Here is a 13,843-nt window from a genome sequence, read left to right on the forward strand (position 1 = left end):
TTTTCTGATAATACATGGTTTTTTATTTGGTGATGTAATCTTCTAGAGAGCCGCTGTGTTTTATGATATCAGTAGAGTGTGTCACCATTGCGTCATTCAAATAAAGAAACTTTGTTTCTCATTGATGGATCTGGGTTTATTTTCCGGGCCTATCATGCATTGCCTCCTTTGACACGCCCAGATGGAATGCCTGTGGGAGCTGTTCTAGGATTTACCAACATGTTGGTAAAGATTCTAACAGAAATGAACGCGCCTTATGTGGCGGTTATTTTTGACGCAGGAAGGCGCACATTTCGCAATGAAATCTGCCCAAACTATAAGGCAAACCGTCGCGAAACCCCGGAAGATCTTATTCCTCAATTCCCTCTTATTCGTCAGGCATGCACAGCTTTTGGAGTGCCCTTGGTTGAAAAAGAAGGGTTTGAGGCTGATGATATTATAGCGACTTATGCTGTGGGGGAAAAAGATCGTGACATTATGATCGTATCATCTGATAAAGATTTGATGCAGCTGGTATCAGAGAGGGTAAAGCTCTATGACCCCCTTAAAAATAAAATCATTGATCAAGAGGGGGTGCACGAGAAATTTGACGTAGGACCCAAGCAGGTCATAGATGTTCAAGCCCTCGCAGGAGACAGCTCAGATAACATTCCTGGTGTGCCTGGGATCGGCATTAAGACAGCGTCTTCTTTGATTCAAGAATTTGGCACCCTCGAAAACTTACTTGATAAAGCGCGCACTATTAAACAAGAAAAGCGCCGAGAAGCCCTGATAAACTTTGCAGATCAGGCGCGTTTGTCAAAACAATTGGTGACGCTACATACAACTGTGCCCGATCTTTTACCTGTCGACCGTCTAAAAATAACAGAAATTCATCCAGAAACTGTTCTTCCTTTCCTAGAAGAGCAAGGGTTTCGGAGTTTGAAAAAAAGATTGTTTAACGAAGAGAAAATAGAGAAAAAACCACAGGCGCTACAAAAAGCAACACACTCTTACGACCTTATTTTAACCGCTTCTCAACTTGAGGGATGGATCGGCAAGATCAAAGAAGCAGGGGTTGTTGCCGTTGATACAGAGACTAATTCTTTGGATGCAAAATCTGCTCGTTTAGTGGGTGTTTCATTTGCCATTAGAGCTGGTGTCGCCTGCTATATCCCTGTTTCTTTTAACCCCCCTGTGTCTCTCTTAGATCCACAAATGCTGCACTTAGAGATGGGTCTCAATTTGGTTTTAGAAAAAATATCCCCTCTCCTAGCTGACCCCAAAATCATTAAAATAGGGCACAACCTGAAATACGATAAATTAGTTTTAAGGCAATACGGTGTAGAGATCATCAATTATGAAGACACCATGCTTCTGTCGTACTTACAGCAAGGGGGTAGGCATGGATTGGATTACCTTACAGAGCTTCATTTTGGGCATCGTATGGCTTCCTTCAGTGAGGTCGTGGGTGTGGGGAGAAAAGCAGTTACCTTTGATCAAGTGCCTTTGGATAAAGCCTTAGATTATGCTGCATCTGACGCAGATTATACCTATCGACTCTATGACCTTCTGAAACCGCAATTGCGTTCAGAGCATCTAAAAAAACTCTATGAACAGATTGATCTGCCGCTTGTGGATGTCCTGGTGGATATGGAAGATAGGGGAGTGAAAATCGATCCTTCTGTCTTAAACATTTTGACTCGAGAATTAGATAGACGTCTCAGAGATCTGGAAAGAGAAATTCATCATCTTGCGGGTAAGCAATTTAATATAGCCTCTCCGAAGCAATTAGGGGATATCTTATTTGAAACGCTGCATTTGCCCGGGGGGAAAAAAGGTAAAATGGGGGCTTATATGACAGGCTCCGATATTCTAGAGGGTTTAGCAGAACATCATCCTTTACCAGGAAAATTATTAGAATGGCGACAACTTTCAAAACTGAAAAGCACCTATACTGCCACGTTGATAGCACAAATTAACCCTAAAACTAAAAGAGTTCATACGTCTTACGCCATGGCTATCACTTCTACGAGTCGTCTTGCGTCTTCGGATCCTAATTTGCAAAATATCCCCATTCGTACAGAAGAAGGTCGTGAAATTCGAAAGGCGTTTATTGCGAGTGAGGGATGTCGTCTGGTTTCATTTGATTACTCTCAAATCGAGCTTCGATTGTTAGCACACATGGCGGATATCACAACGTTGCAACAAGCTTTTATTCAGAACAAGGATATTCATGCCTTAACGGCAAGTCAGGTCTTTGGTGTTCCCTTGGGACAAGTCTCTTCCGAACTGAGAGGGAGGGCAAAAGCCATCAATTTTGGCATTATCTATGGTATCAGTGCCTTTGGTCTAGCGAAACAATTAAAGATAGATCGGTCGGAAGCTGCGGCTTATATCCAAGCCTACCACAAACAATATCCGGGCATTAAAGCCTACATGGAACGCACCATTGAATTTGCGCGGGTTCATGGGTATGTGGAAACTTTGTGGGGACGTCGATGTTTCGTGCCAGATATTAATTCAAAAAACGGAACTTTTCGATCGTTTGCAGAACGTCAAGCTGTTAATGCCCCGTTACAAGGAAGCAATGCAGACCTTATTAAGAAAGCCATGATAGAGGCTCATATTTTCTTGAAAGGAAAGTATGATACTCGGTTGCTTCTTCAGGTACATGATGAGTTGATTTTTGAAGTTCCTCTCTCTGAAATGGAAATAGTAGAAAAAGCCGTAAAAAAAATCATGGAATCTGTTGAGATACTAAAAGTGCCACTTACTGTAGGCGTAGGACAGGGAACAACATGGGAAGATGCTCATTAGATTTTTCTTGTTTATTTCTACTTGGAGGAGGCTATTCAACGTTCCTGTAATTTTGTAGGGTGACCCCCAAAGTATAACTTGGGGTGAACATGAATAAGTGGGCTATTTGGGCGTGTATTGGTCTTAGTGCATGTAATTTGGATCAAAAAAAGTTTCAAGATCCGATCATCGATCGAGCCCACGAAAGTATAAAAACAGCCTTACTCGAACCGACCAATGAAAGACCCCCACAATTAGCTACTGCTCCTTCTTCTTCAGCAGCGGCTCTGTTGCCAAAAATCCTACAACAAAAAGTTACCATTGAATTGAATGAGTCTAAGGATATTAAAGAAGTTTTTATGGATCTTTGTCGTGCTGCTAAAATTAATGTAGTGGTAGAAAAGGAAATAGAGGGATCCATTTTTTATCATGCAAAATCTCGTCCTCTGATCGAAGTAGTACAGTCTATTTGCGAAATCCTTAATTTACGCTTTCGGTATGAGAAAAATTTACTATATATAGAACGAGATGTTCCCTACTTAAAAACATATGATGTTCAGTTTTTGAACATGAGTCGGGAAACAAAAAACAATGTTTCTATTACCAATAATATTTTGTCTAAATCTTCCACCACGGGGGTGGGGGCAAATGGATCCACCACAGAAATTTCTAGTCGGGCGGAGAATGATTTTTGGGAAGAGTTAAAACATATTTTGAGGAATCTTTTACAGGTTCCAAAAACCCAATTACTAGACGAAGATTCTGAAAAAATAGAAGAAAAAAAGATTCTGCCTTTGCAGGGGCAACTTAAGGATTCCCAGACACAAAATGTCCGTGTTCACGAGAAGAAAAAGATCAAACAAAAAGGCCGACCTTCCTTTGCGATTCATCGTCAAACGGGCCTCATTACTATTTACGGAACTCAAAAAAATCATCATGTCGTAGAACAATTTTTGACCAAGCTAAAAAAGCAAATGGGAAGGCAGATTTTGATTGAGGCAAAGATATTAGAGGTGACTTTAAAGGAGGAGTATAAAAGCGGAATTGATTGGCAACGGATTGGGGAATATGGGCTAGGTAACTATGCGGAAGCCAGTAAAACAAGATTTCAAGGAGACCTCAGTGCCTCTGCTTTGTTTGGTGCCATTGCGCAGAAAACGCCTACAGTGATCACAACTCCCGAAACGTCTCAGGTGATTAGTCTGGGGGGTAGGGGGCATTCTTTGTCCGCCATTCTAAATTTTATGGAAACGTTTGGGGTCGTACGTACTCTGTCTAGCCCGAGACTTACGGTGTTGAATAATCAAACAGCCCTTTTAAAAGTGGCTGAAAATTTCGTGTTTTTTAATGTAACGGGAGAGCGTCAATTTCTAAACTCAGACTCTACCAATTATGGTTCTTTGGTGTCCGCCAACAGTTCTCCCCAAACCATTCCCATCGGATTTGTGATGAGTGTCCAACCAGCCATTGATGTAGAGACACAAGATATTATTATTAATTTAAGGCCAACAATTACACGGTTAATCGATACAAAACAAGATCCAGCCGTTGTGTTGTTAAACCAGTCCCTACAAAATCCCTCTCATCACGTTAAATCTGAATTCCCCGTCATCGCCGTGCGTGAGATGGATTCTATTTTGAGGATCAAATCAGGCACCGTTGCTATTTTAGGGGGCTTAATGATCGAGGGGGCAGAGACTGGTCGTGCAGGAATTCCTGGCACGAGTGAAGGGCCTTTTAGTTTTTTTACCTCTGCCAAGCGCCAAGCAAAAGCAGTCACAGAGCTCGTCATCTTTTTGCGGGCAACAATTTTGGAAGGCGCTCATCCTGATTCCAAAGATCAGCAACTCTATAGGGAGTTTTCTCTAGATTCTCGTCATTTAAATTGGAAAGAAGCCGCATGAAAAAATTAAAAGCTTTTCTGAAAAAGGAGGAGGGGTTCAGTCTTATTGAGATTGCCATTGCTCTTATTGTGCTGGGGCTCGTTATCGGGGGCGTTTTGAAAGGAAAAGAGCTCATCGAAAATGCAAAATTAAATGTGGTGGCTCGTAATATTGATATGTATCGAATGGCGATCCATCTGTTTGTCGATACATATGGTTCTTTACCTGGAGATTTTCATTTAGCATCCGCTCATATTCATCCCAAACTTCGGGATGGACAAAACGATGGTGTTATTAGTGGTCATGGGTTGAATCCTTTGGATGAAGCGGCGAATGTCTGGACCCATCTAGCCCAAGCTGGGCTGATTGGAGATGTGGGTCAGTTTCCAAGTTATGAATACGCGAAGGGGGGACAGGGTGTGCCTCAAGAAAAAATTGGGGGAGTGATCACGCTTCAGCATGACCCCCATCCCGACATGTCGGGACACTGGCTTCTTTTGGGACGCGAGAATGGGTCGAAGGGAGATGGAGCTTTATTGACACCCCAGCAAGCCAGAACATTAGCACAAAAAATGGATAGCGCCGATCCGAATTCCGGTCGAGTACGGGGGTATCATGGCGTGAATGTGTCACCAGAAGATTGTATTAAAGAAGGGAAATTTAATAGTGCCAATACCCAGCCAGCCTGTATTTTATACTTTCAACTTTAAGTCTTATGAAACAATTTTTTCGTGACGTTAAAAACGAAGAAGGATTTGCCCTGGTAGAAGTGGCCATTGCCTTAATCGTGATGGGAGTTTTATTAGGAATAGGGCTTCCTTCTTTTTTGCAGTATCTTCAATGGCAGAAGATTAGAGACACAAAAGAAAAGCAAGAAAAAATTTTCTATAGTGTGGCCAGTTTCGTTCTCCAAAATGGGTTTGTGCCTTTACCGGCAGACCCTTATGAAAAAGGAGAAAATTTTGGGATGTCGAGACCCTCTGCCCAAAAGTCTGAAGATTTGAGAGGTCTTATTCCCTTTAAAACTTTGGGACTCCCTGAAGAGTGTGCTCGTGATGGGTTTAAACACTACTTTACGTACATTGGGGGGGCGCCCCAAAAAGAACAGATAGATGTGTCAAATCAAGCTTCTTTTTGCCAAGTCTTCCCCATCCATTCTTTGGAGGTGGACGAGCGACGCCCCAATGGGGGATTTTCGAAGAGACCACAAAATCTGGCATCTCAAAATCCCATAGTTCTGATCATCATCAGTCATGGGGAAAGTGGGCACGGGGCCTATTACGGTGTTGCGGGAAGTATGAAACAAATCTCAAGATTAGATCAAGCGGGCGCAGACAAACGGCATAACGCATCATCAAGCTTAAGAATTATTAGTCGCGCTTTGTCTCGAAAGCCTCAAGACTTTTTTGATGACATGGTTGTGTGGGTAACCCGCGACAACTTAATGGCCTTTTATGGGAAGTCCCCTTGTCAGGTCTATGAGAAACCAACAGAGTATGGACATGTCTTTATTTGAAGGGGGAAATCGTTTACCTTTTTGGATCTATGTTCTAGCAGCGGGCGTACTTTGGGTTTTGGTGTGGGGCTTAGGCATGGAAAAGATGCCTGTTTTAGAGTCTGATTTTATAGTTGAGGATATGCCACCCTTATCTCTGTCCGATCTTCATTCGCCTCCTCGAGAGACATACTTTACGATTGAGCGCGCAAGCTAGAAATAGCTCGTGTATAGTCCTTAGCTTTGAAGATACTGGTGCCGGCGACTAAAATAGTCGCTCCTTTTTGTACCAGCATTGCTGCGTTTTCCTTCGACACGCCCCCATCCACCGAAATCTGGAACGAAAAACCGTGTTTCTGTTTTTGGCCGTATAACCATTCTATTTTTTCCATCTGATCTGCGATGAATGTTTGACCTCCAAACCCGGGGTATACCGTCATGACCAGAACGAGATCTATGGAAGCCAAATAAGGCTGAAGGGTAGTGATGGGCGTATGGGGATTTAAAGAAAGCCCCGCTTTTTTCCCAAGATTTTTAATTTCTTTTAAGGCTTCCTGTGCGGCGGGTGTTTCTATATGGACAGTTAAATAATCAGCTCCTGCATCGGCAAAGGAGCGCACAAATTTTTCTGGGTTCGTGACCATTAAATGAACATCGAAAGGGAGAGGGGTATGGGGACGGATCGATCGAACTAAATCCGGGCCAAATGTCAAATTGGGCACAAAATGACCATCCATAACATCAAGATGCACAAGATCTGCGCCAGCCGCTGTAATAGCCTTTAGTTCTTGGGCAAGACAACTAAAATCTGCAGATAAAAGAGAAGGAGCAATTTGGGGGTTACACGGCATCATTTGAAGGTCTTTATTCTAACATAGTTGACTTTTCTGAAGGCTCTGCCTATAGAGTTAAAGATCGTTCTGATGGCGGAGTAGCTCAGTCGGTTAGAGCAGTGGAATCATAATCCATTTGTCGGGGGTTCGAATCCCTCCTCCGCTACCATCTTTCGTATTATACTGATCTTCTCAATAAAACCTACGGAAAAAATGTTGCCCTCTCTTAGGAATGCGTATTTAATTAGAGGGGAGAGGTTATCAATGGAAACGTGGATTATCACAGACGGGAAAGTCGGTACGGAAAAACAATGTCTCGCGCTCGCAGAACTTTTGGGAGTCAAAGCAAAGGTTAAAAGAATATCGGCGCGATTCCCCTGGTCTGTTCTTCCTCCTGTTTTATGGCTCAATTCCTTAGAAGCGTTGGATGTACAATCAAAAGAACAACTTGTTGAACCCTGGCCAGATCTTGTGATCGGAGCCAGTCGACTGGCGGCCGCCCCCGTTGCCTTTTTGAAGAAAAAACTGGGCAAAAAAATGACGACCATTTTTCTGCAAAATCCTCATCTTAATTTAAATGCGTTTGATGTGGTGATTGCGCCTCAGCATGATGGACTGTCTGGAAAAAACTTAATTACTATCCAGGGAGCTTTACACAATGTAACGCCATCTCTTTTAAAAAAAGAAGGTATCAAATGGGCTCGTATTCTTCCAAAAGATTTCCCCAGACCTTGGGTGACAATATTGCTGGGAGGAAATAGTCGGCATCACACAATGGATCTGGATACCATGGAGTACTACGGGTCAGAATTGCGGCATCTGGTCCAGAGAAACCCCATGAGTTTTCTTATTACGGCATCGAGACGTACCCCGCCGGAAGCGGTGCAGGCCTTTAAAACCGCTCTCGGCGATTCACATGTGTTTTTATGGAATGGATTAGGTGACAATCCTTATTATGGGTTTCTTGCCTTGGGGGATTTTATTTTGGTAACGAATGATTCCGTTTCCATGTTGTCAGAGGCAGCATCTGTAGGTAAGCCCCTGTATACCCTAAACTTAGAGGGAGGCAGCCGTCGATTGGACAAGTTTCAGGAAGACTTGATGGCTCAGGGGATCTGTCGTCCCTTTGAAGGAGAGCTGGAAACCTGGGACACAAAACCAGTGGATGCGCAAGCAACTCTTCTTCAACAACTGAAAAAAAAGATAAAAGTCTTGACTTAAGTGAAAAATTTTTATAAAAGGAAGTTCCTTTCTGAAAATTTTTCTTTTATAACAGATGTGTATGCCCTTGAATGTTGAGCAATTCTCTGTTTTGCGTCTTATCCGTACTCACCACATTGGTCCTCAGACTCTTTGGAAGCTGATGGCACAGTTCCACTCAGCTGCCTCGATTGTGGAAAATTGGCCAGAGATTCAGGCCAATATGAAACGCAAAATAGACTTAGTTTCAGAAAAAATCGTTATCACTGAAATAGAAAAAACTTTCAAAAGTGAGGCTCGGTTTTTATTTCATTCTGACCCTTCTTACCCTGCGTCTTTACACAGCGTGGCTGACCGACCCCCTGTTTTAAGTTTCAAAGGGACCCTCGCTTTATTGGCTCAAAAAAAAGTAGCCATCGTGGGGGCACGAAATGCGTCGTCCCACGGATGTCGGTTGGCCTATCTGATGGCAAAAGAGTTGGGCAGGTTTGGGTGGCGTACGGTCTCTGGGTTGGCCCGGGGGATTGATGCGGCGGCTCATCAAGGAAGTTTGGAAAGCGGAACGATTGCTGTTCTTGGGAATGGGATACAAACTATTTATCCCGAGGAAAACAAAAAATTATATGAAGAGATTACAGAAAAAGGGCTTTTATTAAGCGAATTTTCTTTTGATACACAGCCCCACATGGGGAATTTTCCCAAAAGGAATAGATTGATATCTGCTCTTGTTCAGGGCATCGTTGTGGTGGAAGCAGCCCATCAATCGGGATCTTTGTTAACAGCACAATATGGGTTAGAAATGGGAAAGGATATTTTCGCCGTGCCTGGTTCACCCATGGATCCTCGGTGTTGCGGATCCAACCGTCTGATTAAACAGGGGGCCGTTTTGACCGAGTCGGCGCAGGATGTTTTAGAGATTCTTGATCAAGGGCAATGGGTTCCCCATTATAAAGAAAATAGAGAGAAGAAAAAAAAGATTTTGGCGTCAGAGAAGAAAAATGAGTCTTCCATTTTAGATTTTTTAAGCACAGTTCCCCTCTCTGTGGATGAGTTAGCCGATTTAACGCAGTTGCGCATGGATCAACTTTCTTCTCTCTTAACGGACTTAGAGCTTGAGGGGCAAATTATGAAACATCCTGGCAATAAAGTATCTCGTGTCTTGCAGGGTTAGAGTTTATAGATTATAACCTCGATAAATTTAGAAAGCATGATTTATGAATGTTGTTGTCGTTGAGTCTCCTGCCAAAGCGAAGGCTATTAATAAGTATTTGGGAAACGAGTATACCGTTTTGGCCAGCTATGGCCATATTCGAGATCTGCCTTCAAAGCAAGGGTCTGTGGATCCTGAACACAAATTTCGGATGAAATGGGAGCTCAGTAAGGGAGCCGAGAAACATATTCAAAAAATTGCCAATGCCGTGAAAGAAGCAGATACCCTTTATCTGGCAACAGACCCCGATCGTGAAGGGGAGGCCATCGCGTGGCATATTTGTGAAGTTCTTAAAGAAAAAAAGCTTTTGGATAAGATTAAGATTTATCGCAGCGTTTTTCACGAAATTACCAAAAAAGCTATTCTCGAGGCGATTGAACACCCGCGCACCTTAAACCAAGAATTGATTCACGCCTATTTAACCCGGCGAGCACTGGATTATCTGGTTGGATTTACCCTGTCTCCTGTGTTGTGGCATAAATTACCCGGCAGCAAATCCGCCGGACGTGTTCAATCGGTGGCGCTAAGGCTTATTACAGATCGGGAGCGAGAAATTGAGGCGTTTAAGTCCCAAGAATATTGGACTATAGATGTAGCGTGTCTTTCCAAAGATAACAAATCTTTTCTCTCGCGCCTTTCGGAATTTAACGGAGAGAAGGTTCAAAAGTTCTCTTACCCCTCAGAGGCTTCTATAAAGGAAGTGATCCAAGCCATTGAAGCTCAGAATTTTTCTATTGATAGGCTGGAAAAAAAACGGGTTCAACGAAACCCATATCCGCCTTTTACCACGTCTACTTTGCAGCAAGAGGCCTCTCGCAAGCTAGGGCTAAGCGCTGCACGGACCATGCAACTTGCTCAAAATCTTTATGAAGGGGTGTCAATCGACGGGGAGACGGTGGGATTGATCACTTATATGCGTACGGATAGTGTGAACTTGGGGGCTGATGCTGTGGGTCGGATGCGAGATTTTTTGGTAAAGTCTTACGGAGAAGAGTATATTCCAGAAAGTCCTCGCTTCTACAAAAGCAAAGCTAAAAATGCACAAGAAGCCCATGAAGCGATTCGTCCTACAGATATTTTCCATTCTCCAGAGAAGGTAGCCGCGTTTTTGGGTAAGGATCATTTGAGGCTTTACGAGCTGATTTGGAAGAGGGCGCTCGCTAGTCAAATGAATAATGCTCAGCTTGACCAGACAACAGCGCATCTGGCGTCAGACGATCGACAAATTCATCTAAAATCCACCGGATCGATCCTCGTTTTTGACGGATTCTTAAAGCTCTATCGGGCAGGTCGGGATGAAGGAGAAGAAGATGAGAATAAAGAAAGCCACCTGCCTCAATTGACAGAAGGAGATCCCATAACAAAAGAAAAAATTCTGCCAGAACAGCATTTCACCCAGCCTCCCCCTCGTTTTTCAGAAGCCAGTTTAGTGAAAAAGTTAGAAGAGCTGGGCATTGGACGTCCATCAACATACGCCAGCATTCTGCAGGTTTTGCAAGTACGACAATATGTAAAACTTGAAAAGAAACAATTTATTCCAGAAACACGGGGCCGTCTCGTTTCTTTATTTTTAGCCCACTATTTCGCGCGATATGTGGAATATGATTTTACCGCACGCATGGAGGATACCTTAGATGAAATTTCGCGCGGAGAAGGGAGCTGGGAAAAGACTTTAGAAAAGTTTTGGGTGGACTTTACTCAGACCGTCAGTCAAACAAAAGATCTTAAAATTTCCCAAGTGCTTGATATGCTGGATGAAGAGTTATCAGAGGTCATTTTCCCGAAAGGGGAAGACGGGAAACCTTCCAAACTTTGCCCCTCGTGTCGCACGGGACATCTTCATTTGAAATTAGGGAAATATGGTGCCTTCTTAGGGTGTGATGCGTATCCTACATGTAAGTACGTACAAAAATTGATTGATAATAAAAGCGAAGAGTCTGAAGAGGAGATCTCAACGGAAGGGCTGGAATATCCAAAGGCATTGGGTAAGAATGAGAACACGGGTTTAGAAGTTTCCTTGAGGAAAGGACCTTATGGATTCTATATTCAAGAGGAGTCAAAAACAGCTAAAGAAAAACCAAAACGAGTATCTCTTCCAAAAGGACTGCTGCCTTTACAGGTGACCTTAGAAAAGGCAGTAAATCTTTTAACGTTGCCACGGGAAATTGGGGTACATCCTGAGACGGGCGAAAAGATTCTAGCGAATATTGGTCGGTATGGGCCCTATATAAAGTATCAAGATGCGTTTGTTTCCGTAAAGAACGAAGATATTTTGGTTTTATCCTTAAAAAGGGCTCTTGAGCTTATTGATGAGGCTGCCAAAAAGCCCAAAATAAAAAAGTTTTCTCAAAAATAAAGCAAGGTCATTTCTGGTTTTTCCTTTTTAAATCCTTTAAGATGAAGAAAGGAACCCATGTCCATATATAAAGCCAAAAAAAAATCTAAAATTCCCTCTAAAGAACAGGTTGTTTCTTATCTAAAGGCTTTAGATCATCTCCCTGATAAGCGTGAAATTTGTCGACATTTTCATATTAAGGGAGGACCGGGAAAAATAGCTTTGAAGAGTTTACTCAAAGAATTAAAAGAGGAAGGGCTCTATTCCGAGTCTCCTTCCCTTCCCTCTTCCGAAGAGTGTGTTTTGAATCCCGCCAAGCCGTTAACCGACTCTTTTAAACAGGAAGGGGAGGGAAAAGAAGGGGATATTTGCATAGGACAAATTTCTAAGACAGCAAATGGCGTGCGACTGATGCCAACTTTTAAAAAAAATAAGCAAGTTTTTGAAATTAAAGGAGCAGGGACTTTAAAAGCAGAAATGATAGGCAAAGTTTTTAGAACAAAAATTCTGCAGATTCATCCCCCCGTTGTGGAACTCATTGAAGAAATCGGGACAACTGACAAAATTAGTTTGATTTCTGCCCATATGGCTCGGCTGCCCATGGTCTTTCCGGACCTAGTTTTAAAGGAGTGTCAAAGTTTTAAAGTACCGAGTTTGGAAAACAGGCAAGACGTACGTTCAACTCCTTTAGTTACAATTGATGGAGCAGATTCTCGCGATTTTGATGATGCTGTCTGGGCTGAACCAGATCTAGACCCCAAGAATCCAGGGGGGTGGCACTTAATCGTCGCCATTGCAGATGTGGCACATTATGTTGTGCCGGATTCGCCAGTGGATAGAGAGGCGTTGAATCGAGGGACATCAACTTATTTCCCAGATTATGTTATCCCCATGTTGCCGGAAGCCCTCTCTAATGAGTTATGTTCTTTAAAACCAGAGGAAGATCGAGCGTGTGTGGGGGTCCACTTGTGGATTACAGCAGACGGAGAGAAAATTCGTCATCAATTTTTTAGAGGTTTGATGAGATCTGCCGCTCGATTAACGTATGAACAAGCGCAGAGAATCCATGAAGGCCAAACAACCACCGTCATTGATAAAAAAGTAATCAATAGTTTATATAACGCTTACTATGCTTTAGAGAAAGCACGTCGGAAACGGGGTACTTTAGAAGTGGATAGTATTGATCCGCAGGTTATCTTAAGCTGCAATGGGGCTATTCAAGATTTCATTATTAAGACTCGGTTAGATAGCCATCGTCTGATTGAAGAATTTATGATCCTTGCAAATGTCGCGGCAGCAGAATTTTTAGAATTGAATAAAATGCCCACTTTATATCGGGTACATGATAAGCCGGACTCTGAAAAAATAGAAGAGTTGCGTCGGACATTGGCTGTTTTGAAAACAAACTACACCGGCCCTTTAAAAAATCCTGGAGATTTTACGGTGTTGTTAGAAATGGTAAGGGACACCCCTTATAAAAATATTATTAATGAGCTTGTTCTGCGTTGCCAAAGTCAGGCTGTCTATTCTTCAGAGAACATTGGCCATTTTGGGTTAAACCTAACTCATTACAGTCATTTTACGTCCCCTATCCGTCGCTATCCCGATTTACTCGTTCATCGTGGTATTCTCTCTCTTTTGGGTTATGAAAAAGACGGCCTCTCAAAGAGCAATGCTCAAGACATGGCTTTTTTGGGACGAGAGACATCTCATAAAGAGAGACGCGCAGAAGGGGCAGAACGAGATGCTATGGATCGTTACATGACCCAATATTTAGCGCCTCGGGTGGGAGAATATTTTAAAGTTTATGTGTCAGGGATTAGCAAGGCCGGCCTTTTTGTCACTCTCCCTGATATTGGGGCAAGTGGGCTTGTGCCCATGAATCGCCTGGGGGACGATTACTATATGTATCTTGAACGTCCTACCCGGCTTGAAGGACGTCGTTCTCGAAAGAAGTTTTCCTTCGGAGATCTTCTGAAAGTAAAGCTTTTGGATGCGGATCTTGTAAAAGGACGTCTTACCTTTGAATTGGAACCAGAACGAAAAGAAATCAACCGTTTCGTAAAAAGAAAAAACAAATACCCCAAATAGTACCGCCTCCTCTTCCGA

Annotated in this window: 10 protein-coding genes and 1 tRNA gene; 10 read left to right on the forward strand and 1 reads right to left on the reverse strand. The window is 42.9% G+C overall.

The window, feature by feature from the left end; translation table 11 throughout:
- Nucleotides 1-78: 78 nt before the first annotated feature.
- The 5 genes from A2621_00945 to A2621_00965 all read left to right on the forward strand — a co-directional run bounded on the left by A2621_00945 (nucleotide 79) and on the right by A2621_00965 (nucleotide 6,373).
- A complete protein-coding gene (locus A2621_00945) occupies nucleotides 79-2,799 on the forward strand; it encodes a DNA polymerase I (GenBank protein OFW89479.1) in 2,721 nt (906 codons plus the stop codon).
- Between the two features lie 89 nt (nucleotides 2,800-2,888).
- Nucleotides 2,889-4,682, forward strand: a complete 1,794-nt coding sequence (locus A2621_00950) for a hypothetical protein (GenBank protein OFW89480.1) — start codon at nucleotides 2,889-2,891, stop codon at nucleotides 4,680-4,682.
- On the forward strand, nucleotides 4,679-5,371 hold the full coding sequence (locus tag A2621_00955) for a hypothetical protein (protein ID OFW89481.1): 693 nt from the start codon (nucleotides 4,679-4,681) through the stop codon (nucleotides 5,369-5,371). Before A2621_00950 ends, A2621_00955 begins: the two co-directional genes overlap by 4 nt.
- Before the next feature lie 5 nt (nucleotides 5,372-5,376).
- The gene (locus A2621_00960) at nucleotides 5,377-6,177 is read left to right on the forward strand and encodes a hypothetical protein (protein OFW89482.1); all 801 of its coding nucleotides are present in this window, start codon (nucleotides 5,377-5,379) and stop codon (nucleotides 6,175-6,177) included.
- Complete coding sequence (locus A2621_00965) at nucleotides 6,158-6,373, forward strand: hypothetical protein (protein OFW89483.1); 216 nt, start codon at nucleotides 6,158-6,160, stop codon at nucleotides 6,371-6,373. Before A2621_00960 ends, A2621_00965 begins: the two co-directional genes overlap by 20 nt.
- On the opposite strand, the gene A2621_00970 is transcribed toward A2621_00965, so the two are convergent.
- A complete protein-coding gene (locus A2621_00970) occupies nucleotides 6,351-7,007 on the reverse strand; it encodes a ribulose-phosphate 3-epimerase (GenBank protein OFW90103.1) in 657 nt (218 codons plus the stop codon). The genes A2621_00965 and A2621_00970 overlap by 23 nt on opposite strands.
- A 74-nt stretch (nucleotides 7,008-7,081) precedes the next feature.
- On the opposite strand from A2621_00970, the gene A2621_00975 reads away from it, so the two are divergent.
- From A2621_00975 to A2621_00995, 5 genes are all read left to right on the forward strand, one after another.
- Nucleotides 7,082-7,158 (forward strand) — tRNA-Met (locus A2621_00975).
- 95 nt (nucleotides 7,159-7,253) lie between these two features.
- On the forward strand, nucleotides 7,254-8,210 hold the full coding sequence (locus A2621_00980; protein OFW89484.1) for a hypothetical protein: 957 nt from the start codon (nucleotides 7,254-7,256) through the stop codon (nucleotides 8,208-8,210).
- Between the two features lie 55 nt (nucleotides 8,211-8,265).
- Complete coding sequence (locus tag A2621_00985; protein OFW89485.1) at nucleotides 8,266-9,360, forward strand: DNA protecting protein DprA; 1,095 nt, start codon at nucleotides 8,266-8,268, stop codon at nucleotides 9,358-9,360.
- Between the two features lie 43 nt (nucleotides 9,361-9,403).
- Complete coding sequence (locus A2621_00990) at nucleotides 9,404-11,755, forward strand: DNA topoisomerase I (GenBank protein OFW89486.1); 2,352 nt, start codon at nucleotides 9,404-9,406, stop codon at nucleotides 11,753-11,755.
- 57 nt (nucleotides 11,756-11,812) lie between these two features.
- Nucleotides 11,813-13,825: a hypothetical protein gene (locus A2621_00995; protein ID OFW89487.1), complete on the forward strand. Its 2,013-nt coding sequence runs from the start codon at nucleotides 11,813-11,815 to the stop codon at nucleotides 13,823-13,825.
- The last annotated feature ends 18 nt before the right edge of the window (nucleotides 13,826-13,843 follow it).

The sequence above is a fragment of the Alphaproteobacteria bacterium RIFCSPHIGHO2_01_FULL_41_14 genome, assembly GCA_001767855.1.
In the GTDB taxonomy this organism is placed as follows: domain Bacteria; phylum Pseudomonadota; class Alphaproteobacteria; order UBA7879; family UBA5542; genus 2-01-FULL-41-14.

Excerpts from the sequence above, each read along its gene's own strand:
- A2621_00950 (OFW89480.1), top strand. The coding sequence starts at position 2,889 with ATGAATAAGTGGGCTATTTGGGCGTGTATTGGTCTTAGTGCATGTAAT.
- A2621_00955 (OFW89481.1), top strand. The coding sequence starts at position 4,679 with ATGAAAAAATTAAAAGCTTTTCTGAAAAAGGAGGAGGGGTTCAGTCTT.
- A2621_00960 (OFW89482.1), top strand. The coding sequence starts at position 5,377 with ATGAAACAATTTTTTCGTGACGTTAAAAACGAAGAAGGATTTGCCCTG.
- A2621_00965 (OFW89483.1), top strand. The coding sequence starts at position 6,158 with ATGGACATGTCTTTATTTGAAGGGGGAAATCGTTTACCTTTTTGGATC.
- A2621_00970 (OFW90103.1), bottom strand. The coding sequence starts at position 7,007 with ATGCCGTGTAACCCCCAAATTGCTCCTTCTCTTTTATCTGCAGATTTT.
- A2621_00980 (OFW89484.1), top strand. The coding sequence starts at position 7,254 with ATGGAAACGTGGATTATCACAGACGGGAAAGTCGGTACGGAAAAACAA.
- A2621_00985 (OFW89485.1), top strand. The coding sequence starts at position 8,266 with ATGTGTATGCCCTTGAATGTTGAGCAATTCTCTGTTTTGCGTCTTATC.
- A2621_00990 (OFW89486.1), top strand. The coding sequence starts at position 9,404 with ATGAATGTTGTTGTCGTTGAGTCTCCTGCCAAAGCGAAGGCTATTAAT.
- A2621_00995 (OFW89487.1), top strand. The coding sequence starts at position 11,813 with ATGTCCATATATAAAGCCAAAAAAAAATCTAAAATTCCCTCTAAAGAA.